18 protein-coding genes are annotated in these 21,959 nt (G+C 72.9%); 11 read left to right on the top strand and 7 right to left on the bottom strand.

All coding sequences use genetic code 11. From position 1 onward, the window contains the following. The first annotated feature begins 75 nt into the window (after positions 1-75). The gene (locus tag ABZ822_RS05255; protein WP_360847151.1) at positions 76-1,719 is read left to right on the top strand and encodes a hypothetical protein; all 1,644 of its coding nucleotides are present in this window, start codon (positions 76-78) and stop codon (positions 1,717-1,719) included. A gap of 280 nt (positions 1,720-1,999) precedes the next feature. Here the strand turns inward: ABZ822_RS05255 and ABZ822_RS05250 are convergent, their stop codons facing one another. Next, on the bottom strand, positions 2,000-2,779 hold the full coding sequence (locus ABZ822_RS05250; protein WP_360848752.1) for a hypothetical protein: 780 nt from the start codon (positions 2,777-2,779) through the stop codon (positions 2,000-2,002). Positions 2,780-2,997: 218 nt separating this feature from the next. On the opposite strand from ABZ822_RS05250, the gene ABZ822_RS05245 reads away from it, so the two are divergent. The 4 genes from ABZ822_RS05245 (at position 2,998) to ilvD (ending at position 7,600) form a co-directional block, all read left to right on the top strand. Then, entirely contained in the window at positions 2,998-3,930 is a 933-nt protein-coding gene (locus ABZ822_RS05245; protein WP_360847148.1) for a Ppx/GppA phosphatase family protein, read from the top strand. 93 nt (positions 3,931-4,023) lie between these two features. Next, positions 4,024-4,848, top strand: a complete 825-nt coding sequence (locus ABZ822_RS05240) for a sugar phosphate isomerase/epimerase (protein ID WP_360847145.1) — start codon at positions 4,024-4,026, stop codon at positions 4,846-4,848. A 5-nt stretch (positions 4,849-4,853) separates the two neighbouring features. Further along, a complete protein-coding gene (locus tag ABZ822_RS05235) occupies positions 4,854-5,465 on the top strand; it encodes a TetR family transcriptional regulator (RefSeq protein WP_360847142.1) in 612 nt (203 codons plus the stop codon). A gap of 293 nt (positions 5,466-5,758) precedes the next feature. Beyond that, entirely contained in the window at positions 5,759-7,600 is a 1,842-nt protein-coding gene (gene ilvD / locus ABZ822_RS05230) for a dihydroxy-acid dehydratase (RefSeq protein ID WP_360847139.1), read from the top strand. Positions 7,601-7,622: 22 nt separating this feature from the next. Here the strand turns inward: ilvD and ABZ822_RS05225 are convergent, their stop codons facing one another. The 3 genes from ABZ822_RS05225 to ABZ822_RS05215 form a co-directional block, all read right to left on the bottom strand. After that, complete coding sequence (locus tag ABZ822_RS05225; protein ID WP_360847136.1) at positions 7,623-8,243, bottom strand: TetR/AcrR family transcriptional regulator; 621 nt, start codon at positions 8,241-8,243, stop codon at positions 7,623-7,625. 7 nt (positions 8,244-8,250) lie between these two features. Beyond that, a complete protein-coding gene (locus ABZ822_RS05220) occupies positions 8,251-8,613 on the bottom strand; it encodes a DUF1304 domain-containing protein (RefSeq protein ID WP_360848749.1) in 363 nt (120 codons plus the stop codon). Between the two features lie 223 nt (positions 8,614-8,836). After that, positions 8,837-11,356 carry a serine/threonine-protein kinase gene (locus ABZ822_RS05215; protein ID WP_360847133.1) on the bottom strand — a complete coding sequence of 840 codons (2,520 nt, stop codon included), beginning with the start codon at positions 11,354-11,356 and terminating at the stop codon, positions 8,837-8,839. Between the two features lie 266 nt (positions 11,357-11,622). Here ABZ822_RS05215 and ABZ822_RS05210 point away from each other — a divergent pair, with 266 nt between their 5' ends. Next, positions 11,623-11,907 (top strand): peptidase, encoded by a 285-nt coding sequence (locus ABZ822_RS05210; RefSeq protein ID WP_360848746.1) that lies wholly within the window; start codon positions 11,623-11,625, stop codon positions 11,905-11,907. Between the two features lie 97 nt (positions 11,908-12,004). Here ABZ822_RS05210 and ABZ822_RS05205 read toward each other — a convergent pair whose 3' ends face one another. Continuing rightward, positions 12,005-14,335 carry a serine/threonine-protein kinase gene (locus ABZ822_RS05205; protein ID WP_360847130.1) on the bottom strand — a complete coding sequence of 777 codons (2,331 nt, stop codon included), beginning with the start codon at positions 14,333-14,335 and terminating at the stop codon, positions 12,005-12,007. A gap of 301 nt (positions 14,336-14,636) precedes the next feature. Here ABZ822_RS05205 and ABZ822_RS05200 point away from each other — a divergent pair, with 301 nt between their 5' ends. Together ABZ822_RS05200 and sigJ are read left to right on the top strand one after the other, a co-directional pair. Next, a complete protein-coding gene (locus ABZ822_RS05200; RefSeq protein WP_360847127.1) occupies positions 14,637-15,164 on the top strand; it encodes a hypothetical protein in 528 nt (175 codons plus the stop codon). Positions 15,165-15,331: 167 nt separating this feature from the next. Next, positions 15,332-16,222 carry an RNA polymerase sigma factor SigJ gene (gene sigJ / locus ABZ822_RS05195; RefSeq protein WP_360847124.1) on the top strand — a complete coding sequence of 297 codons (891 nt, stop codon included), beginning with the start codon at positions 15,332-15,334 and terminating at the stop codon, positions 16,220-16,222. Positions 16,223-16,302: 80 nt separating this feature from the next. Here the strand turns inward: sigJ and ABZ822_RS05190 are convergent, their stop codons facing one another. Next, positions 16,303-17,727, bottom strand: a complete 1,425-nt coding sequence (locus ABZ822_RS05190; RefSeq protein ID WP_360847121.1) for a M1 family metallopeptidase — start codon at positions 17,725-17,727, stop codon at positions 16,303-16,305. 82 nt (positions 17,728-17,809) lie between these two features. On the opposite strand from ABZ822_RS05190, the gene ABZ822_RS05185 reads away from it, so the two are divergent. The 3 genes from ABZ822_RS05185 (at position 17,810) to proC (ending at position 20,319) form a co-directional block, all read left to right on the top strand. Beyond that, positions 17,810-18,634: an ABC transporter ATP-binding protein gene (locus tag ABZ822_RS05185; RefSeq protein WP_360847118.1), complete on the top strand. Its 825-nt coding sequence runs from the start codon at positions 17,810-17,812 to the stop codon at positions 18,632-18,634. Further along, positions 18,631-19,368: an ABC transporter permease gene (locus tag ABZ822_RS05180; protein ID WP_360847115.1), complete on the top strand. Its 738-nt coding sequence runs from the start codon at positions 18,631-18,633 to the stop codon at positions 19,366-19,368. Before ABZ822_RS05185 ends, ABZ822_RS05180 begins: the two co-directional genes overlap by 4 nt. Before the next feature lie 141 nt (positions 19,369-19,509). Next, a complete protein-coding gene (proC, locus tag ABZ822_RS05175) occupies positions 19,510-20,319 on the top strand; it encodes a pyrroline-5-carboxylate reductase (protein WP_360847112.1) in 810 nt (269 codons plus the stop codon). 48 nt (positions 20,320-20,367) lie between these two features. Here the strand turns inward: proC and trpS are convergent, their stop codons facing one another. Beyond that, positions 20,368-21,378, bottom strand: coding sequence for a tryptophan--tRNA ligase (trpS, locus tag ABZ822_RS05170; RefSeq protein ID WP_360847109.1), 1,011 nt, complete (start codon positions 21,376-21,378; stop codon positions 20,368-20,370). Positions 21,379-21,959 lie beyond the last annotated feature (581 nt).

Below are 21,959 nucleotides of genomic sequence, written 5' to 3'. Positions count from 1 at the left end.
ATCGTCACCCGTAGGGGTTAAACCTGTCCAAGTGGGGCGAGGGACCCGGCATCATCCGCCTACCGTCGGCGGGTGATGAGCAGCAGGGAGCATCCGACGCACACCACCGGCGCACACCGGGCACACCGTCGTGCGCAGAGCTCCGTGCGGAGCGCCGAACCGTCCACGCCGCAGGCGGAACAGGAACGGTTCGCCACGAGCTACGGCCCCTACCTGGACGGCCTGTTCACGTACTGCCTCTCGGTCCTCTGCGAGCACGACGCCGCGACCGCGGTGCTCGGCGAGGTCCTCGCCATCGCGGAGCGCCAGCGCGGCCGCCGCCCGGCCGACGAGGGCGAGCGCAGACCCTGGCTCTACGCCCTGGCCCGCTGGGCCTGCCTCCAGCGGCTGGCCGAACAGCACCGCGCCCCCGGCGCCCAGCCCGGCCTCTCCGAAGCCGCCGCCACCCAGCGCCGCCGCGAACTCGGCGCCCTCGCCTGGCCGGAGGCCGCCGGCATCACCCCCGAGCAGCGCGAGGCGCTCGAACTCGCCGTCCGCCACCGGCTGAAGACCGAGGAGGTCGCCGCCGTCCTCGGCATGGACCGCGACGCGGCCTGCGGCCTGCTCTCCGCCGCCGCCTGCGAGGTCGAGCGGACCCGCGCCGCGCTCGTCGTCGTCGAGCGCGGCAACTGCCCCGTCGTCGCCCGGCTCACGGGCGACAGCCAGGTGCTCCTGGGTACCGCCCTGCGCCGCGAACTGGTGCGGCACGTCGACGACTGCCCCGAGTGCCGGGCCACCGCCGAGCGCGCCACCGCGGGCGCGCCCTGGCCCGGCAGCACGGCACTGCCCGGCACCCTCCCCGTCCTCGAGGCGCCGCGCGCCTCGGCGTACGCCGCCATGACCCGCGTCCTGCGCGCCCGCGCGGCACGCGGGGGCCCGCGCTACGACCGCACCGGCTACCCGGTCGACCCCAAGGACCGCGTGGCCCGCCGCCGCAAGCTGCGCAGCAGGGCGGTGACCACCACGGTCGTCGCGACCGTGGTCGCGGCACCGGTCCTCGCCCTGTGGGCGGCCTACCGCGGCGCTCCGGCACTGGGCGAGACGGAAGCCGGGAATCCGGTGGCCGCCGCGGGCGCCGAGTCCCCCGACGGCCTCGCGGGCCGCCCGTACGAGAAGGCGGGCAACGCCCGCACCGAACCGGACCCGCGCTTCACCTCCGACCGCCACGACGTCTCGGTCGAGGTCATCGACGACAAGGGCAGCCGCCGCCAGGACCGTGGCCGTGACGTCGCCCGAAGAACCACACCTCCCAGCGCCTCCTCGTCGTCCCCCGGCCCGAGCCGCCCGACCCACGGCCCCGGGCGCCTCACGGTCTATGCGCAGCCGAGCGGCGACACCACGCTCATCACCCTGAGCGCGTCGGGCGGATCGCCGGTCCACTGGTCGGCCCGCACGGACGCGTCGTGGCTCCAGCTCAGCCGTACGGCAGGAATGCTCAGGCCCGGCGAGTCCGTGACGATCTCGGTCTCCGTCGACGAGGCTCGCGAACCGCAGGGGCCGTGGACGGCGCGTGTGGCCATCGACCCGGCGGGCACGGTCGTGGCGATCCAGGGCCGCGGCGCGACCCCGGAGCCGACCCCGACCCCGACCCCGACCGACCCGACACCGACTCCCACGCCCACGGAAAGCTCGGGCTCACCGACCCCGACCCGATCGAACTCCCCCAGCCCGACGGGCTGATCGCCCCACGCGGCCCCGTACCGCACGCGGATCCGTCCCACCGCTGAACCCCGGACGAGGTAGTGGACGGCAAACGGGGGCGGGGTGGTTTCTCCCGGCACCACAGCGTGGTGTGTGGGCCGGCCCGGGACGGGGCGGCACAAGTGCGCGAGACCGTACCGGCCCGTCCGTCATGCCGCCGGGAGAGGGTCGCCCCGCCGCGGCCCCGTCACCACCACACGGCAGATCCGGCGGGCCACCGGCCGCACCACCGCCGGATCCGAACCCTCGCCGGATCCGCCTAGCTCGGATCCGCCGGATGCGGAGCGAGCGGCAGTTCCTTCGCCATCCGCTCCTCGCACAGCTCGACCAGCCGGTCGTAGCCTTCCTTGCCCATCAGCTCCACGAGCTCTGCCCGGTACGAGACGTATACCGGATCCCCGGCTCCGTGCGCCGAGCGCGCACTCGTGCACCACCAGTGCAGGTCGTGGCCGCCCGGCCCCCACCCCCGCCGGTCGTACTCGCCGATCGAGACGACGAGCACCTGGGTGTCGTCGGGCCGGTCCACCCACTCGTAGGTCCGTCGGACCGGGAGCTGCCAGCACACGTCCGGCTTCGTCTCCAGCGGCTCACGGCCTTCCCGCAGCGCGAGGATGTGCAGGGAGCAGCCCGCGCCGCCGCCGAACCCGGGACGGTTCTGGAAGATGCACGACCCCTTCCAGCGCCGCGTCTGCCGTTCGCCGTCGTCGTCGGTCTCGATCCAGCCCGACGTGGTCCCGATCTCGTGGAACTGCCAGATGTCGGGCGTGAGTCGGGCCGCGTGCTCGGCGACGCGCCTCTCGTCGTCCTCGTCGGAGAAGTGCGCGCCGAGCGTGCAGCAGCCGTCGTCCGCCCGCCCGGCCTGGATGCCCTCGCAGCCGCTGCCGAAGATGCAGTTCCAGCGGGAGGTCAGCCACGTCAGGTCGCAGCGGAACAGCTGCTCCTCGTCGGCGGGGTCGGGAAACTCCACCCAGGCGCGGGCGAAATCGAGCCCCACCTCGTCGGGCTCGGACGCTCCCCGCGCCGCCACGGCGCCTGCCACCTGCGTGGACGCTGCCGCAGACTCCGGCGCGGAGTCCACGGACCCCGGCGCCGACTGCCCCGCGGGCTCCCCGTTCAGTGCGGCCTGAGCCGCCTGGGACGCGCGCCGGTTCTTGGCGATTTTGTGCTGCTTGGCCTTTTTGGTCTTTGCCACGTCCCCAGCGTAAGCGGCACAGGCCCCGTACGTGGGTGCTCACCCGCCGCAGTAGCGTGCACCGTATGAGACTCGGTGTCCTCGACGTGGGTTCGAATACGGTTCATCTGCTGGTCGTGGATGCGCATCCCGGTGCGCGCCCCCTCCCCGCCCACTCCCACAAGGCGGAACTGCGGCTGGCCGAACTCCTCGACGGGGACGGCGCGATCGGCCCGGAGGGCATCGGGACGCTGATCGCCACGGTCCACGACGCCCTGCAGGCCGCCGAGGACAAAGGTGTCGAGGAAGTGCTCCCGTTCGCGACGTCCGCGGTCCGCGAGGCGTCCAACGCCGATGCCGTCCTGGCGCGTGTCGCCGAGGAGACCGGTGTCGACCTGACCGTGCTGTCGGGCGAGGAGGAGGCCCGGCTCACCTTCCTCGCCGCGCGCCGCTGGTTCGGCTGGTCCGCGGGCCGCCTGCTGGTCCTGGACATCGGCGGCGGCTCGCTGGAGATCGCGTACGGGCTCGACGAGGACCCGGACAAGGCCGTGTCGCTGCCGCTCGGCGCGGGCCGGATGACATCCGGCTGGCTGCCGGGGGACCCGCCCGAAACCGATGACGTACGGGCGTTGCGACGGCATGCGCGGGCGGAGATCGCCCGAACTGTGGGCGAGTTCACACGGCTGGGCGTTCCCGACCATGTGGTGGGGACGTCGAAGACCTTCCGTCAGCTCGCCAGGATCGCGGGTGCGGCCCGCTCCGCGGAGGGCCTGTACGTCCAGCGGAACCTGTCCCGGAAGGCCCTCGAGGAATGGGTGCCGCGGCTGGCCGCGATGTCCGTCGAGGAGCGGGCTGAGCTGCCAGGAGTCTCCGAGGGGCGGGCGCCGCAGCTCGTCGCCGGAGCCCTGGTCGCGGAGGCCGCGATGGACCTGTTCGGGGTGGAGGAACTGGAGATCTGCCCCTGGGCTCTGCGCGAGGGTCTGATCCTCCGCCGCCTGGACCACCTGCCGACGTCCTGACGGGCGGATCGCCCGCCCCGAGCGGCGGCACCGGGGCCCCGCCGCGGGCGGGGGCCCCTTTTGCCTCTCGCGGCACGCCGTACGCTGTCTCCCGTGGCTCAACCAGTGGTGCGCATCCCGGACGCGAAGGTCGCGCTGTCAACCGCCTCCGTGTACCCGGAGTCGACGGCGGCGGCGTTCGAGATCGCCGCGCGGCTGGGTTACGACGGCGTCGAGGTCATGGTGTGGACCGACCCGGTGAGCCAGGACATCGAGGCGCTGCGCCGCCTCTCCGACCACCACGGCGTGCCGGTCCTGGCCGTGCACGCGCCCTGTCTGCTGGTCACGCAGCGCGTGTGGTCCACCGATCCGTGGACCAAGCTGCAGCGGGCGCGGGCGGCGGCGGAGAAGCTGGGCGCGTCCACGGTCGTCGTCCACCCCCCGTTCCGGTGGCAGCGGAACTACGCGCGGGACTTCGTCCGCGGCATCTGGCGGATGGCCGGTGAGACGGACGTACGGTTCGCGGTCGAGAACATGTACCCGTGGCGCTATCGCGACCGGGAGATGCTCGCGTACGCCCCCGACTGGGACGTCACCAAGGACGACTACCGCCACTTCACGGTCGACCTGTCGCACACGGCGACGGCCCGCTGCGACGCGCTGTCGATGGTCGACCGGATGGGCGACCGGCTGGCGCACATCCATCTCGCAGACGGCTCCGGCTCCGGCAAGGACGAGCATCTGGTGCCGGGGCGCGGCAGCCAGCCGTGCGCCGAGTTGCTGGAGCGGCTGGCGGTCACGGGCTTCTCCGGGCATGTGGTGGTCGAGGTCAACACACGGCGGGCGATGTCCGCGGCCGAGCGTGAGGCCGACCTCGCGGAGGCGCTGGCCTTCACCCGGCTCCACCTGGCCTCGCCCACGGGCGCGGGAAGGCAGTGACGGGTGTGACCACGCACTCACCGCGCCGCCGCGGGCGCCCGGCCCGTACGGACACCGCGTCCGGACCCGGCGCGCGGGACCGCATCCTCGCGGCCGCGAGGGCGGAGTTCGCGGCCCGTGGCTACGACAAGACCTCCATCCGCGGCATCGCGAAGGCCGCGAGCGTGGACCCGGCGCTGGTCCACCACTACTTCGGTACGAAGGAGCAGGTCTTCGCGGCGGCCGTCGAGGTGTCCCTGGTCCCCGCGATGGAGATCCCGGACGTCCTGGCGCAGGGCACGGAGGGCGTCGGCGAACGGCTGGCCCGCTTCTTCTTCGGCGTGTGGGAGAACCCGGTGACCCGCGCGCCGCTCCTGGCGGTGATCCGGTCCGCCGTCACCCACGACGCGGCGGCGGGCGTCCTGCGGAACTTCGTGCTGCGGAGGCTGCTGGAGCGGGTGGCGGGCGAGCTGGAGGTGCCGGATCCGACGTTCCGGGCCGAGCTGGCCGCGTCGCAGATGGTCGGGATCGCGATGCTGCGGTACGTGGTCAAGGTCGAACCGCTTGCGACGGTGGACATCGAGGAGATCATCGCGATGGTGGCGCCCACGCTGCAGCGGTATCTGACCGAAGTCTGATGGGCTGAGCACCCGAGGGCCTGAGCACCCCCCGAGGGCCTGAGCGCGCTGAACGCCTGCGCGGAGCCGCGGGTGACGGCACCTGCCGGGCCACCGCCGGCACCGGCCATCAGCTCCGCCGGATCGGGTCGGCACCTCCTCGTACCGGGCCGGGCGTGACCGGACCTGACCAGGGTCGACAGAGCCTGACCGAAGGGTGACCCGTTGATCCCGGAATGCGGACGCGCTGTCCAGATCTTGGAGCGGAGGCGTACGCTCGATGGACCATCCACATCACGAGGGAGTGGACCCCGATGCCCGAGCTGAGGTCCCGCACAGTCACCCACGGCCGCAACATGGCAGGCGCTCGCGCCCTGCTCCGGGCCGCTGGCGTAGAGCGCGAGGACTTCGGTAAGCCGATCATCGCCGTGGCCAACAGCTTCACGGAGTTCGTCCCTGGCCACACCCACCTCCAGCCGGTGGGCCGGATCGTCTCCGACGCGATCAAGGCGGCGGGCGGCGTCCCGCGCGAGTTCAACACGATCGCGGTCGACGACGGCATCGCGATGGGCCACGGCGGGATGCTCTACTCGCTGCCCTCCCGCGACCTGATCGCGGACTCCGTCGAGTACATGACCGAAGCGCACTGCGCCGACGCCGTGATCTGCATCTCCAACTGCGACAAGATCACTCCGGGCATGCTCATGGCCGCGATGCGGCTGAACATCCCGGCGGTCTTCGTCTCCGGCGGGCCGATGGAGGCAGGCAAGGCGACCCTGGTCAACGGCACCGTCAGGACCGGCCTCGACCTGATCAGCGCCATGTCGGACGCGGTCAACGAGTCGGTCTCCGACGACGACCTCGCCCGGATCGAGGAGGCCGCCTGTCCGACATGCGGCTCCTGTTCCGGCATGTTCACCGCCAACTCGATGAACTGCCTCACCGAGGCGATCGGCCTCTCTTTGCCGGGCAACGGCTCGGTGCTGGCCACGCACACCGCCCGCAAGGAGCTGTACGAGGCCGCGGGCCGCACCGTCGTCGAGATCACCCGCCGCCACTACGAGCAGGACGACGAGACGGTCCTGCCCCGCTCGGTCGGCTCGCGCGCCGCGTTCGAGAACGCCATGGCCCTCGACATCGCGATGGGCGGCTCCACGAACACGATCCTGCACCTGCTGGCCGCCGCCCAGGAGGCCGGGCTCGACTTCACCATGCAGGACATCGACGAGCTGTCCCGCCGGCTGCCGTGCCTGTCGAAGGTCGCGCCCAACGGCACGTACCACATGGAGGACATCCACCGGGCCGGCGGAATCCCCGCCATCCTCGGTGAGCTGTACCGCGCGGGCCTGCTCCGCGAGGACGTGCACACCGTGCACAGCCCCTCGCTCGCCGACTGGCTCAAGCAGTGGGACATCCGCGGCGGTTCCCCGTCGGCCGAGGCCGTCGAGATGTTCCACGCAGCGCCCGGCTGCCGCCGCTCCGCGACCGCGTTCTCCCAGTCCGAGCGCTGGGACACCCTCGACACCGACGCGGCCGGCGGCTGCATCCGCGATGTCGAGCACGCGTACTCGACCGAGGGCGGCCTCGCCATCCTCCACGGCAATCTGGCCGAGGACGGCTGCGTCGTGAAGACGGCGGGCGTCGACGAGTCGATCTGGACGTTCGAGGGCCCGGCCGTGGTCGTGGAGTCGCAGGAGGAGGCCGTCGACGCCATCCTCAACAAGCGGGTCACGGCGGGCGATGTGGTCGTCGTCCGCTACGAGGGCCCGAAGGGCGGCCCGGGCATGCAGGAGATGCTCTACCCGACGTCGTTCCTCAAGGGCCGCGGTCTCGGCGCGAAGTGCGCCCTGATCACCGACGGCCGCTTCTCCGGCGGCACCTCGGGCCTCTCCATCGGCCACGCCTCGCCCGAGGCGGCGTCCGGCGGCACGATCGCGCTCGTCGAGGAAGGCGACAGGATCCGGATCGACATCCCGAACCGGACGATCGAACTCCTGGTCTCCGACGAGGAGTTGGCGGCCCGGCGCGAGGCGCTGGGCGGCAGCTACGCACCGAAGAACCGTGAGCGCAAGGTGTCGCAGGCGCTGCGGGCGTACGCGGCGATGGCGACGAGCGCGGACAAGGGCGCGGTGCGGGACGTCAGCAAGCTCGGCTGACCCGGGCGCGAGGAGCCGGGCGTCAGGGAGAGCGCCGGATTCCCGCTGCGCCGGCGCCCAGGCCGCTCCGGGCCGAGGGCCAGGCGCGGTGTACGGCGAGCAGGAGCGACCACATCCGGCGTGCCATGACGTCCGGTTCGGCGTCGATCAGGCCGTGCAGCCAGTCGGCGAGCACTCCGGTGAACGCCGCGGCCACGGCCGAGGCCGCGAGGTCGGCGTGCGGCGCTCCCACCCGCTCCCGTTCGCTCCGCGACCGCTCCCGCAGCTCACGGTGGAGCAGTTCTCCGAGCGGGCCGCTGCCGCCGGGCCGGATCAGGGTGCGATGGAGCGCACGGTGCCCTGCTGCCTCGGTGAAGAACGCGGTGAGCGCGGCGGGTGGCCCCTCGGGGACGGTCGGCGGCGCATCGCCGTCCTGCCAGGCATGCAGCGCGTCCACCGCCCTCCGTACGATCTCGGCGCAGGCGTCCGTCGCCAGTGACCGCAGATCGTCGTAGTGCAGATAGAAGGTGGCCCGGCCGACGCCCGCTCGGGTGGTCACGGCCGAGACGCTGACCTTCTCCAGGGGGCGGTGCGCGCACTCGGCCAGCAGGGCGTCCCGCAGGCGGGACCTGGTGCGGACGGTGCGAGGATCCTCGGCCGGCACGGAGCGCTCAGCCCGCGGCGAGGACGGCGGTCAGGGCGAGTGCCCCGGGCAGGGCCTGGGCGATCAGGATCCGGCGGTTGGCGGTGGCCGCGCCGTAGATGCCCGCGATCACGACGCAGACGAGGAAGAAGACCTGCACGCGGAAGCCGGTGGGGTCGGAGGAGACGAGTCCGAAGACGAGACCGGCGGCCAGGAACCCGTTGTAGAGGCCCTGGTTGGCGGCGAGCGGGGCGCTGGCACGGGCCGTCTCGGCGTCGAGGCCGGAGAGCTTGCGCCCAGGGGGGCGCTCCCAGAGGAACATCTCCAGCACCAGGAAGTACACATGGAGTGCGGCGACGACGCCGATCAGTATCTGCGCGACCGTGTGCATGACTGCCCCTTCGAGCTTCGACCGGGTCTCGGCCGACCCGTGTCCGGCCACCCACGACTTCCTGGACAACTGTACAGGAAGTCGGGGGTGGGTCTGCACGCCCCCAGGCTTCGGTACAGGGCTCAACGCCCGCCTCGGAGGGACGGGTTGCCGATGCCGATCGGGCGCGGGGCTCGTCGGGACGTGGGACGCGGGGCGCGGGGCTCGGGCGGCGAAAGGGCCGTCACCAGCCGGAGGGCCTGCCTTCGTTGACCGCGAAGAGCGAGCCGTCCGGCGCCGCCCCGATGACGCCGCCGTCCACCACGACCGGCGCGGGAACGGACCCCGCGTAGCCGCGGTTCTCCGCGTTCATCCGGGCCGGAGTCTGCCCGGCGAGGACACCGCGCCGGGCGTTGATGGCCAGCAACCGGCCGTCGGCGGCGGTGAAGTAGAGCCGGTCGGCCGTCGCGGCGATGGGTGAGGCGTTGCTGACGGAGGTCTCCATCCGCCAGAGCTCCGCGCGCTCCGGATCGGTGCGGCGCGTGTCGACCGCCATCAACGTGCCACCGTGCGCGAGGAGATGGACGGTGTCGCCGTGAATGCCGGTGGTCACCGAGTCCAGCGCCAGCGTGAGCGGCGTACGGCTCTCCTTGCGGGCATCCGGGTCGTAGCGGACCAGCGCGTCGGTGCGCTGCTGCAGATCGGTCGAGGTGAGCAGGATCGTACGGTCGTCGGCCGCGGTCCCCGCGGGCGTGAGCGTGCCCGTGAGCGTCCGCCGCCAGCGCGTGGTGCCCGTCGCCGCGTCGACGGCCGTGACGTACGTGTGCGAGCCGTCGTCCGACACCGCCGTGCCGTAGGCCGTGTGTCCCGCGCCGAACGCGCTGAACACCGGTTCCCCGCGCCCCTCGTACGGTTTCCGCCACCGCTCCTTGCCCGTCGCGCCGCGGAGCCCGCGGATCGTGCCGTCGCCGGGGACGAGCAGCACGGTGTCACCGGCGTGGTAGACCCGGCCCTCGTACGCCGAGACGTCCTTGCTCCAGCGGATCGCGCCGCTCGCGGGATCCATGGCCTCCAGGCGGGAGCCCTTCGCCGTCACGGAGAGGACGTGGACCAGGCCGCCGGAGACCACCGGCGTCTGGGGCGGCATCTCGGGCCCGCCCGCCGTGTCGCCGCCGGCGCCCGCAGCGCTCTCCCGCGACCAGACCTTCCGGCCGGTCCCCGGGTTGATCCGCGCGGCCTTCACCCCGCGTGCCGCGCAGTACAGCGCGCCGTCCGCGGACGCGCAGAAGGGCGCGCCGGTCTCGGACTTCGCGGCGCCGTCCGCGGTCACGGAGGTCGTCCAGGGCTGGAACGCCGCGGCGGTGGTGCGGGTCGTGACCCGCGGCCGGGGGTCAACTCCCGATTGACGCTGGGCGGTTGCCACGCCCGCGCCGATCAGGACGGCGGTCGCCGCCGCGACGGCCACCCAGCGGGCACGCCGCCGCCGGGTGATGGCGGGGCGTTTCGCGGCGGGGGTGGCGCCGTGCGCGGCACCGTCGCTGTCACCGATGCCGTCGGAGCCGGAGTCGAAACCGTCACGGGGCGCGGAACCGGGCGCGGAACCGGGCGCGGAGCCGGGCGCCGGACCGGATGCCGGAGGGGCCGCCGCGGACGCATCCCCCTTGCGCATCTCCTCCCAGAGCGCCGCGGCCATCCGGTCCGCGGCGTCGGCGGGTTCGGCATCGGAGGACCGGAAATGCGTGGGGTCCTCCCGGCCGTACGTACCGTCCCGGCCGCTCCACCCGCCCGGTTCGTCCGTCCAGGGACCGGTCGCGGGCCCGCTCCCGTCCCCGCCCGCCGTACCCGCCTCCGCCGTGCCCGCCGTGCCCGACTCCACCGCCGACGGCCGCCGTTGTGCCGGTACGCGGGCACGGGCGGCGTCCTCCGCCCCGGCCTGCTCCGCCGTCGCCCGCAGCATCGCCATGACCGCGTCCGGCGTCGGCCGGTTCTCCGGGTCCTTGGCCAGGCACGCGCGTATCAGCGGGGCCAGGTTCTCCGGTACGCCCGTCAAGTCGGCCTCGTCGTGGACGACTTGGTACGCCACGATGTACGGGCTGTCCGAGTCGAACGGTCCCCGCCCCGTCGCCGCGTGCACCAGCACCGACCCGAGCGCGAAGACGTCCGCCGCGGGGCCGACCGAGCGCGGCCGCTGGAACTGCTCGGGTGCCATGAACGGCGGCGTGCCGATCAGCTTCCCCGTCTCCGTCCGCAGAGCACTGTCGGACGGCCGGGATATCCCGAAGTCGATGACTTTCGGGCCGCCTTCGGACAGCAGGACGTTGCTCGGCTTGAGGTCGCGGTGCACGACACCGGCGCGGTGGATGTCGCGCAGGGCCTCCGACAGGCCCGCCGCCAGGCGCCGTACCTCGGTGAGCGTCAGCGGACCGTTCCGCTTCACCTGGTCGGCGAGGGTCGGGCCGGGGATGTAGAGGGTGGCCATCCACGGCCGGTCGGCGTCCGGATCGGCGTCGACGACGGGTGCCGTGAAGGCGCCGCTCACGCGCCGGGCGGCGGCCACCTCCTGACGGAAGCGCGCCCGGAACTCGTCGTCCTCGGCGAACTCCGCGTGGATGACCTTCACGGCGAGACGCAGGCCGGAGGCGGAGCGGGCGAGGTGGACGACGCCCATGCCGCCGGAGCCGAGGCGTTCCTCCAGCCGGTACTGCCCGGCGAAATCCGGATCCTCCGCTTCCGGGCCCGGCCCGGTTCCGCGCAGCGGCGGCATGGCCCACCCCCGTCTTCTCGGCCCCGTTGCGACCCGCAGGAGCCTAGTCGATGACGCGTACGGGTCAGGCGGGGCTTGCTAGCCTGCGCATGTCGTCCAAAGCTTCAGAAATCGGGGGAGGGGCCGAAATGGCCACGGAGGAGATCGTTACGGACACGGGGGGTACAGGGACGGAGGTTCCGGCGGCGCCGGAAACGGCCGAACTCCCCGAGGCGCCACCGCTGGAGAAGGACCTCCTGGAGGCGGAACTCCTGGATGCCGGACTCCTGGGCGGGGAACCGGTGGACACGACCGCCGCCCCCGACCAGGCCACCTACCCGGTCGCACCCGGCTACCGCGTGAACGTGCGCAGCGGACCGAGCAGTGGCAGCCGTCTGGTGAAGGTGCTGCCGTACGGGGCGCGGGTGCGGATCAACTGCCAGTGCCAGGGCGAGAGGGTCGCGGGCCCGTACGGCACGACGCGGATCTGGGACAACATCGGCCCCGGGCAGTACGTTTCGGACGCCTATGTGAGGACGGGAAGCGACGGCTACGTGGCCCCGCGCTGCTGAGGGCCCCTGTTCGACGCCCTCAACCCACACCACTCGCCCGGCCGTTCAGCCCGCTCCGTTCGCCCGGCGGTTCAACCCGCCTCGCCCGTACAGCCGTTCAGCCCGCACCGCCGGACGTGCCCGCGCCGCCGGACGTGCCCGCACCGCCGGAAGTGCCCCCGCCGCCGCTCCCACGCGACGGGTTCCGCGCGTCCAGCGTGAACAGCGTGTTGTCGGCCGCGCTCACGTACAGCGCCCGCCCCACCGGCAGCACGCGCGGCGAGCGGTCCGGCAGCGTGATCGCCGCGCCCGCCCGCGGCCCGGTGTGCCACAGCTCCTTGCCCGTACGCCGGTCGAGGGCCAGCACCCGTCCCGTCCCGGAGCTGAAGTACAGCGCGTCGCCCGAGACGGCCGGGCCCGAGGCCCCTTCGAGCGCGGTCGTCCTTGACCACCGGACCTCTCCGGTGCGCAGGGCGATGGCGGTGACACGACCGTTCCCCTCGGTGAAGTAGAGGGTGTCGCCGCGGAGTTCGACGCCGCTCCGGGGGAACGGCCGGGGCAGCGGTACGACGGACTTCCGGCCGCTCCGCAGGTCGACCGTGACGGCGCGCATGCTGCTCATCGCGCCGTCGTCGGTGTACCGCTCCTGGATGAAGACCGGAGCGCCGTCCGCGTCACCGACGAGACGCAGCGTCCCCTTCAGCTGGTTGTCGCGGACGAAGCGGCCGTCGTCCGGGTCGAGTTCGTGGATGGAGACGCGGGTGATGTGGAAGTCGGCGGCGTCGCGGGCGGGCGCGCACAGCGCGTGCGGTCGGCCGCCCACCAGCACCGGGACGCAGGTCTCGTCCTCGGGGAACGGTTCGGTCCATTCCAGTTCGCCGGTGTCCGCGTCGCGTGCCTCCATCCGCGTACCGTCCCGTCCTGCGTGCAGCACCTTCCCGTCGTGGACGACGGCGCCCTTGGCGCGCGTCGCGCGGAGCGCGTACGAGGCGTCGCTCAGCTCCGCCGTCCACGTCCGCTCGCCGTTCGCCGTGCGCAACCCGGCGATGTCGTAGACCTCGTCGCCGGCGCTCTTGCGGTGGGTCACGCGGTACGCGACGACGGTGTCGTCGGTGAGCCCGACCAGGTCCATGCCGATCACGGGGACGCTGGTGGGGTTCCGCGTCGTCCACCGGACGTCGCCGTCGGAGGTCCCAAGCCGCGTGGCCATGACTCCGCCACCGCCGCAGAACAGCGAGCCGTCCTGGGGCAGGCAGCGCAACTCGTCGGTGATCTGCGGGTCGTTGACGACCTCGGTCTTCCACGGCTTCCAGCCGTCGGGGAGCGCCGGGGGTGCGGCCCCATCGGCCCCGGCCCCCTCGTCGCCGTCCCGCCCGAGGAATTGCGGCTGGGCCAGCGCGACGCCGGTGACCACGGCGGCCACGGCCAGGGCCGAGGCCAGAGCGATGTACCGGCGGCGTGGTGAGGTGCCGGCGCCCGCGGCCCGCCGTCCGCGCCAGGCCGCCGGGCGCAGCCGCCACGCGGACCGCCCGTCGGCGGCGTCCGCATCCGCCCGGATCGTGGTCCCGGTGGCGGTGTCCCCGCCCGCGCCGACGCGCGTCGCGCCGCCGTCCCGTCCCCTCGCCCGTACGGGTTCCTCCTCGGGGGCCGGGAGGGCCCGCAGCCGTTCCAGCAGCTCGGCCAGGCCCGGCCGGTCCTCCGGGTCCTTGGCGAGGCACGCCTCGACGACCGTCCGCAGCGGGCCGTGGAGCCCGTTCAGCGAGGGCGGCTCGTGCACCACCTGATAGGCCGTCATGTACGGGCTGTCCGAGTCGAACGGCCCCTGGCCCGTGGCCGCGTACACCAGCACGGTCGCCAGGGAGAAGACATCGGAGGCGGGGCCGACCTCCCGGGGCGTCCGCAGCTGCTCCGGCGACATGAACGGCGGTGTGCCCATCACCCGGCCGGTCATCGTCAGCGTCTGGTTGTCCGCCGCGCGTGAGATGCCGAAGTCGATCACCCGCGGGCCCTCGGGCGAGAGCACGACGTTGGACGGCTTGAGATCGCGGTGCACCACGCCCACCCGGTGGATGTCGCGCAGCGCCTCGACCAGACCGATCGCCACCCGGTGCAGCTCACGCCACGGCAGCGGACCGTGGGCCCCCACCTCCTGGGCCAGGGTCGGGCCTTCGATGTACGAGGTGGCCATCCACGGTCGCTCGGCCTCCGGGTCGACGTCCACCACGGCCGCGGTGAAGGCGCCGCTGACCCGCCGGGCCGCCGCGATCTCCTGCCGGAACCGGACGCGGAACTCCTCGTCGTCCGCGTACTGCTGGTGCACCAGCTTCAGCGCCAGCCGTCGGCCCGAGGCGGAGCGCGCCAGATAGACGACTCCCATCCCGCCGGACCCGAGCCGGTCCTCCAGCCGGTAGCCGCCTATCTCCTCCGGATCTCCCGTGTTGAGTGCCACGTCGTCGTGCCTCCCGTCGAGCGGGCGGCATCAGCGTACGGGCCGGGCTCCCGGGGGTCGACGTACGAAAAGGACCGCCTCGGACGGTGACCGGAGCATGACCGTACGCGCGGTGGCCGTACGGCATCCGGGCCGACGCCGTACCCGTCCGCCTCGTGTGCCGTACCCGTCCGTGCCTCGTATGCCGTACACATCCGGACCCCCGATGCCGTACCCGTCCGGGCCCCGGATCCCGTACACGTCCCGGGCCCCGGATCGCCGGTCCGGGAGGCGCGCCCCACGCCGGGCCATAATCGACGCCATGAGTGAAGCGCAGCAGCCCGCGGGGCCCCGCCCCGAGCCTCTCCTGTTCTTCGGCACGACGTGGGTGGACCGGAGCGGCCGGTACGCCCTGCGGCGGGCGGGCGTCGCCGCCGGATCGCTGCTGGCCTCCGTGGCGGGTGCGGCGGTGCTCGTCCTCGGCTACCAGGGCCTGGCGATCGCGGGGATCGGCCGCTGGGTGACCCTGCTGATGGTCCTGATGTTCGCGGCGTGCACGGCGCTCGCGTTCCGTCGTACCTGGCAGGGGTTCGTCCGCGGGCCCGAGCCCGCCGGTGACGCCTCCGTCGAACGGTCGCTGCAGAGTCTGCGGATGATCGGCTTCATCGGGGTGCTGCTCGCCTGGTTCGTCCGCAGCCTGGTCGACGCCCCGGGCGAGAAGGCCGCGCGCGCCGCGTACGAGCGGCAGCGCGAGACCTACGAACGGCGCCGGGCGAGCCGTACCGGCAACCCCGCCGCACGGGCGGCGAGCAGCGCGGGCGGGCCGGGACAGAAGCGCAAGCGCCGCTGAGGGCGGCCCGCCTCTCCCGCGTACGCGCCCGCCTCCATCGTGTGCGATCCGACCGGGTGTCACAGTCCGGCCGCCCGTCCCGTCCCCCTCGCAGGAGATACGTCGCGCGCGCCCGCCCGAGCGGGTGACGGCGGACGGCGTGCACGAGGGAGAGGCGGACCAGGGCCATGGCGGAGCTGAGCACGTTCGAGGAGTACCGCACCCGCCTGTGGGGCGTCGCCTACCGGATCACCGGATCCGTGGCCGACGCCGACGACGCCGTGCAGGAGACCTGGCTGCGCTGGCAGGCGCTGCCCGACGGCGAGGCGCGGAACCCCCGCGCGTACCTCACCACCGTCATCAGCCGGATCTGCTACGACCAGCTCGGCTCCGCCCGCTCCCGGCGCGAGACCTACGTCGGCCCGTGGCTCCCCGAGCCCGTCGTGGGGGACGACCGGGTGCTCGATCCGCAGGACCGCGTGACGCTCGACGAGTCCGTGGGCATCGCCCTGCTCACCGTCCTGGAGCGGCTGACCCCGGCCGAGCGCACGGCCTTCGTGCTGCACGACGTGTTCGCCGTGCCGTTCGGCGAGATCGCCGAGGTCGTCGGCCGCAGTCCCGACTCCGTACGGCAACTGGCCTCACGCGCCCGCAAGCACGTCCGTGCGACCGGGGCGCCGCGCAGGTCCGTCGACCGCGGGCAGCACCGGCAGGCGGTCGAGGCGTTCCTCGCGGCGGTGACGGGCGGGGACTTCGACGGCCTGATGGCGGTCCTCGACCCCGACGTGGTCTGGCGCTCCGACGGCGGTGGCAAGGTCACCGCGGCCAGGATCCCGGTCACCGGTCACGAGAAGGTGGCGCGCTTCGTCCACCGCCTGACCGAGCGCGGCTACGACCCGGAGCGCATGGCCGTGCTGGTGCGGGACGTCAACGGGGCGCCGGGGCTGGTCTTCGTCGACACCGTCGGCGAGCAGGCCGCGGTGCTGTCCTTCACGGTCGGTGAGGACGGGCGCATCACCGGCATCGACGCCATCCTCAATCCCGAGAAGCTGCGCCACCTCGACCTCGGCGCGCTCTGACCGTCCGTGTCCGAACCGTCCGTGTCCGAACCGTCCGCGTCCGACCCGTCCGTGCCGGAGGGGCTCGGGGCCACCCCGCCTCAGCTCCGGGCCTTCTCCGGTTTCCCGTCCTTCTCGATCCAGGCCGTGAACAACTGGTCCAGCTCGCGGCCGGTCAGCTTCTCGCAGAAGGCGAAGAAGTCGGCGGCGTCGGCATTGCGGTGCCGGTACTCGGCCGGCCACTCCTTGAGGATGCGGAAGAAGGCGCGGTCGCCGACCGTGCCCCGGAGCTGGTGCAGGGCCATCGCCGCCCGGTCGTAGACGGGATCGCCGGAGACGTTCTCGGCCTTGCCCGGGTCGCCCGGCGGGAAGGCCCAGAGGTCCTCGTCCTCGTCGGTGGCGTACAGCTCGTCGAACGTCTTCTGCGCGGAGTCCCCGCCGTGCTGCTCCTGCCACAGCCACTCCGCGTACGTGGCGAAGCCCTCGTTGAGCCACATGTCCCGCCAGGTCTTCGGCGTGACGGAGTTGCCGAACCACTCGTGGGCCATCTCGTGCACCACCGTCGACTCCTCCGGCGCCTCGGGATACGACGGCTTCGTCTGGACCTCCAGCGCGTAGTCGACGCCCTTCGGCTCGTGGTCGACGACGGCGCCCGACGAGGAGAAGGGGTACGGCCCGAAGACCCCGGTCTCCCACTCCAGCACCTCCGGGATGGTGGCGAGCGGCTTCCGGCTCTTCGCCGCCTCGCGCGGGTCGACGGCGACGTAGAGCGGCAGCCCGCTCTTCGTCCTCGACCGGTCCACCTCGAACTTCCCGATGGTGGCGGTGGCGAGGTACGAGGCCATCGGCTCGGCGCTGCGCCAGGCGAAGGTGGTGCGTCCGCCGCGCGTCCGCTCGTCGCGCAACTCGCCGTTGGAGATGGCGGTCCAGCCGCGCGGGACGGTGATCCGGACGTCGTACGCGGCCTTGTCCCCGGGGTGGTTGTTCACGGGGAACCACGTCATGGCCCCGGCCGGCTCACCGACCACGAAGGCCCCGTCGTCGGTCGGCACCCAGCCCTCGGTGGAGCCGTCGGGGTCGGTGAGGGTGCGCGGGCGGCCGTCGTAGGCGACCGCGGTACGGAAGGTGGCGCCCTTCGCGACCTCGCGCGCCGGCCGGACGATCAGCTTGTTCCGCTCGCGCCGCACCTCCGCCTTCCGCCCGTCGACCGTCACTGTCCGGACCGTCAGGCCGGAGAGGTCGAGGCTGAAGCTGCGCAGGTCCTGGCCGGCCTTCGCGGTGACGGTGGCGGCGCCGTCGAGCCGGCGGTTCTCCACGTCGTAGTCGAGGCGGAGCGCGTAGTGGCGCACGTCGTAACCGCCGTTGCCGAGGCGGGGGAAGAGCGGATCGCCCACGCTCTGCGCGCCCGTTCCGTCTCCGCCACTGGACGAGCAGGCCGTGCCGGCCACCAGCACCGGCAGCAGGACGGAGGCGAGGACGCCGCGCGCCCGGCGCCCGTCGCGGGCGCGGAACGGAAGACGAGTCACACGCCCGACCCTACGGCGGCCTGCCCCTTCCGCGAGGCGGAGCTCTTGACTCCGCTCCTCCTCCGGGAGCATTATTCAACGCATGATGAATAAATTCGGTGAACGCGTCGGCGGACGCGTGGACGACGCGGCGACGGGCCTGGCCGGGCCCGTCATCCACGCCCGCGGACTCACGGTCGTCCGCGGCACCCGTACCGTCCTCGACGGCCTCGACTTCGACATCCCGCGAGGCCAGGTCACCGGTCTCCTCGGCCCCAGCGGCTGCGGCAAGTCGACGCTCATGCGCGCCATCGCCGGCACCCAGGCCAAGGTCACCGGCACGCTCGACGTCCTCGGCCGCCCTGCCGGATCCGCCCCGCTGCGCTCCCTCGTCGGCTACGTCACGCAGCACCCGTCCGTCTACGACGACCTGACGGCACGCCAGAACCTGGACTACTACGCCGCGGTCCTCGACCCCCGGCTGAGCCGCGCCGACCGGCGCGCCCAGGTCGAACGCGCCCTCACCGAGGTCGACCTCACCGACCACGCCGACGCCCTCGCCGGAAACCTCTCCGGCGGCCAGCGCTCCCGCGTCTCCCTGGCCGTGGCCCTGCTCGGCGCCCCCGAACTGCTCGTCCTCGACGAACCGACGGTCGGCCTCGACCCCGTACTCCGGCGCGACCTGTGGAACCTCTTCCACCGCCTCGCCGAGGAGCGCGGCACCACCCTCCTCGTCTCCTCCCACGTCATGGACGAGGCCGAGCGCTGCGAGCGCCTCCTCCTCATGCGCGCCGGCCGGATCCTCGCCGACGACACCCCGGAGGCCCTGCGCCGACGCACCTCCACCGACACCGTCGAGGACGCCTTCCTGCACCTCGTCGACGCCGCGAAGCAGGCCGCCGCACAGCAGAAGGAAGCCGTCCGATGAACCTCACCAGGACCCTCGCCACCGCCCGCCGCGTGCTGCGCCAGCTCAGCCACGACCCGCGGACGATCGCGCTCCTGCTGCTCGTACCGTGCCTGCTGCTCGTCCTGCTCTACTACGTCTTCGACTCCGACCCCCGCGCCTTCGACAGCATCGGCGCCTCACTCCTCGGCATCTTCCCGATGGTGACGATGTTCCTGGTCACCTCGATCGCCACGTTGCGTGAGCGCACCTCGGGCACCCTGGAGCGGCTGCTCTCCATGCCGCTCGGCAAGGCCGACCTGATCCTCGGCTACGCCCTCGCCTTCGGCCTCCTGGCCGTCGTCCAGGCCGCGTTCGCCACCGGCCTCGCGCTCTGGGCGCTGGACCTCGACTTCGCGGGCTCGGCCTGGCTGCTGCTGCTCGTCGCCCTGCTGGACGCCCTGCTCGGCACGGCACTCGGCCTCTTCGTCTCGGCCTTCGCCGCATCGGAGTTCCAGGCGGTCCAGTTCATGCCCGCGGTGATCTTCCCGCAGCTCCTGCTGTGCGGGCTGTTCGCGCCGCGGGACACCATGCAGCCGGTGCTGGAGGCGATCTCCGACGTCCTGCCCATGTCGTACGCCGTCGACGGCATGAACGAGATCCTCCTGCACAGCACGGTCTCCGACGATTTCGTCCGGGACGCGGTCGTGGTGGCGGGCAGCGCGCTCCTGGTCCTCGTCCTGGGAGCGGCGACCCTCCGCCGCCGTACGACGTAGCCCCGCGCCTCATGGCGGGCGCGGATACGTCGTCGGGGGAGGGGTGTGGCGCGGCGCGGGCCCGCCGCGGGTGCCAGGATGGACACCGCATCACGTGCGCCGACGCGCACACCCCGCACCCCCGATGAGGTGAGCGACACCATGACGCAGAAGGTCGCCGTTCTCGGCGCCGGCAAGATCGGCGAGGCCCTGCTCAGCGGCATGATCCGCGGCGGCTGGTCCCCGTCCGACCTGCTCGTCACCGCACGCCGCGGCGAACGCGCGGAAGAACTCCGCAGCCGCTACGGCGTCGAGTCCGTCTCGAACCCGGAAGCGCCCAAGGTCGCCGACACCCTCATCCTCACCGTCAAGCCGCAGGACATGGGCACGCTCCTGGAAGAGCTGGCCCCCCATGTGCCGTCCGACCGCCTGGTCATCAGCGGCGCCGCCGGAATCCCGACCGCCTTCGTCGAGGAACGGCTCGCCGCCGGCACCCCCGTCGTCCGCGTCATGACGAACACCCCCGCGCTCATCGACGAGGCGATGTCCGTCATCTCGGCCGGCAGCCACGCCACCGCCGAACACCTCGCCCACACCGAGGAGATCTTCGGCGGTGTCGGCAAGACGCTCCGCGTCCCCGAGACCCAGCAGGACGCCGCCACCGCCCTCTCCGGCTCCGGCCCCGCCTACTTCTACTTCCTCGTCGAAGCCATGACGGACGCCGGCATCCTCCTCGGCCTGCCCCGCGACAAGGCGCACGACCTGATCGTGCAGGCCGCCATCGGCGCCGCCGTCATGCTCCGCGACAGCGGCGAGCACCCGGTGAAGCTGCGGGAGGCCGTGACCTCGCCCGCTGGGACGACGATCAACGCGATCCGCGAACTGGAGAGCCACGGCGTACGGGCCGCGTTCCTCGCCGCCATCGAGGCAGCGCGCGACCGCAGCCGCGAACTGGCCACGGGCAAGGGCTGACGCCGGGGCCCCCGCTGCCGGGGGCCCACCGCCCCGTCCCGGCTGCCCCTACACGGGAGGGAGCAGCCCGATCGCCCGGTGCGCCGCGTCGACCCAGGGACGCGCCATGGCCCGCGCCCGCTCGGCACCCGCCCGCAGCACCCCGTCCACGTACGCCGGATCGGCGCTCAGCTCGGCATGCCGCTGCCGCAGCGGACACAGCAGCTCGACGACCGCCTCGGCCGTGTCCTTCTTCAGCGCGCCGTACGACCCGAACTGCCCCGCCAGCTCCTCCGGCCGCTCCCTGCCACCCGTGGCGGCCGAGAGGATGTCGAGCAGGTTCGCGACCCCGGGATGCGCCTCCCGGTCGTAGCGGACCTCGCTCCCGCCATCCGTCACCGCGCGCATGATCTTCCGCCTAACCGCGTCCGGCTCGTCGAGCAGATGGACGATGCCCGCCGACCGGGCCTGCGACTTCCCCATCTTCGCCGTCGGGTCCTGCAGATCCATGACGCGCGCGGCCACGGGCGGATGGGTGGCCCTCGGGACGGTGAACACATGCCCGTACCGCTCGTTGAAGCGCCGCGCCAGATCGCGCGTCAGCTCGACGTGCTGCGCCTGGTCGTCGCCGACCGGAACCTCGTCCGTCCCGTACGCCAGGATGTCGGCCGCCATGAGGGCCGGATAGGTGAGGAGAGACAGCCGTACGCTCCCGCCGCGGGCCCGCTCGCGCGCGGCCTTCTCCTTGTACTGGATCATCCGCCGCATCTCGCCGTCGGTGGCCGTGCACTCCAGCAGATACGCGAGACGGGTGTGCTCGTCCACATGGCTCTGCACGAAGAGCGCGCACCGATCGGGATCGAGGCCGGCCGCGAGGAGGATCGTCGCGGCCTGTCGACTGAGCCGCCGTACGCGGGCCGGGTCGTGCGCAACGGTCAGCGCGTGCAGGTCGACGACGCAGAAGACCCCGTCGGCGCGGTGCTGATCCTCCTCGGCCCAACGGCGCACCGCACCCAGGTAGTTGCCCAGGGTCAGATGCCCCGTGGGCTTCACTCCGCTGAAGATGCGCGTCCTGGTCATCTCTCTCGTCTCCTGCCTGTTCTGCCTGTTCGGAGGACCGCCGTGCCCGCCGGCCGGCGTGAGTCGAGAGGTGCGTGAGACGCGAACGGCCGCCGGGAGCGGCGGCCGTGTGGGTGCATGCGCTGGTCCGGCCGCCGTCAGGCGGCCCACCACAGAAGAGCGTGCGCATGCTTCGTCATGAGGCCGACTTTACGCGCAGGGAGGCCCGGTCACCACGCGTTTTGGACGGCCGCGCAGGGTCGTGTACAGTCCTGCGAGTTGCCACGGAGCCGGTGCGGTTCTGTGGCTTCACTCGCGCCGCTCGGCGGCATCCACTGAGGCTTGATCCCTTCGGGGAGAATTTCGGCGTGCCGGAATTCGGAACCGGAAGCTCGATTATGAGCGGGACGGGAAATCCGCTAACGTGGGAGCCGCGCCGGAAGGCGTGAACCCCTCCAATCGGGGGCCGGAAAGCGAATCCGAACCGGGAACGGAACGGAAAACGAATCTGGTAAGGTTGGAAACACCGAAGGGAAGCGCCCGGAGAAACCGGAGACGGTTTTGAAGGAAGCGTCCGTTCCTTGAGAACTCAACAGCGTGCC

Origin of the sequence: Streptomyces sp. NPDC047108, assembly GCF_040643575.1 — a bacterium.
Taxonomy (GTDB): Bacteria; Actinomycetota; Actinomycetes; order Streptomycetales; family Streptomycetaceae; genus Streptomyces.
The sequence above is the reverse complement of the archived record's forward strand: the minus strand, read 5'-3'. Positions and strand labels throughout refer to the sequence as shown.

Coding starts and splice junctions, on each gene's coding strand:
- ABZ822_RS05255 (WP_360847151.1), top strand. CDS start 76: ATGAGCAGCAGGGAGCATCCGACGCACACCACCGGCGCACACCGGGCA.
- ABZ822_RS05245 (WP_360847148.1), top strand. CDS start 2,998: ATGAGACTCGGTGTCCTCGACGTGGGTTCGAATACGGTTCATCTGCTG.
- ilvD (WP_360847139.1), top strand. CDS start 5,759: ATGCCCGAGCTGAGGTCCCGCACAGTCACCCACGGCCGCAACATGGCA.
- ABZ822_RS05220 (WP_360848749.1), bottom strand. CDS start 8,613: ATGCACACGGTCGCGCAGATACTGATCGGCGTCGTCGCCGCACTCCAT.
- ABZ822_RS05215 (WP_360847133.1), bottom strand. CDS start 11,356: ATGCCGCCGCTGCGCGGAACCGGGCCGGGCCCGGAAGCGGAGGATCCG.
- ABZ822_RS05200 (WP_360847127.1), top strand. CDS start 14,637: ATGAGTGAAGCGCAGCAGCCCGCGGGGCCCCGCCCCGAGCCTCTCCTG.
- sigJ (WP_360847124.1), top strand. CDS start 15,332: ATGGCGGAGCTGAGCACGTTCGAGGAGTACCGCACCCGCCTGTGGGGC.
- ABZ822_RS05185 (WP_360847118.1), top strand. CDS start 17,810: ATGATGAATAAATTCGGTGAACGCGTCGGCGGACGCGTGGACGACGCG.
- ABZ822_RS05180 (WP_360847115.1), top strand. CDS start 18,631: ATGAACCTCACCAGGACCCTCGCCACCGCCCGCCGCGTGCTGCGCCAG.
- proC (WP_360847112.1), top strand. CDS start 19,510: ATGACGCAGAAGGTCGCCGTTCTCGGCGCCGGCAAGATCGGCGAGGCC.
- trpS (WP_360847109.1), bottom strand. CDS start 21,378: ATGACCAGGACGCGCATCTTCAGCGGAGTGAAGCCCACGGGGCATCTG.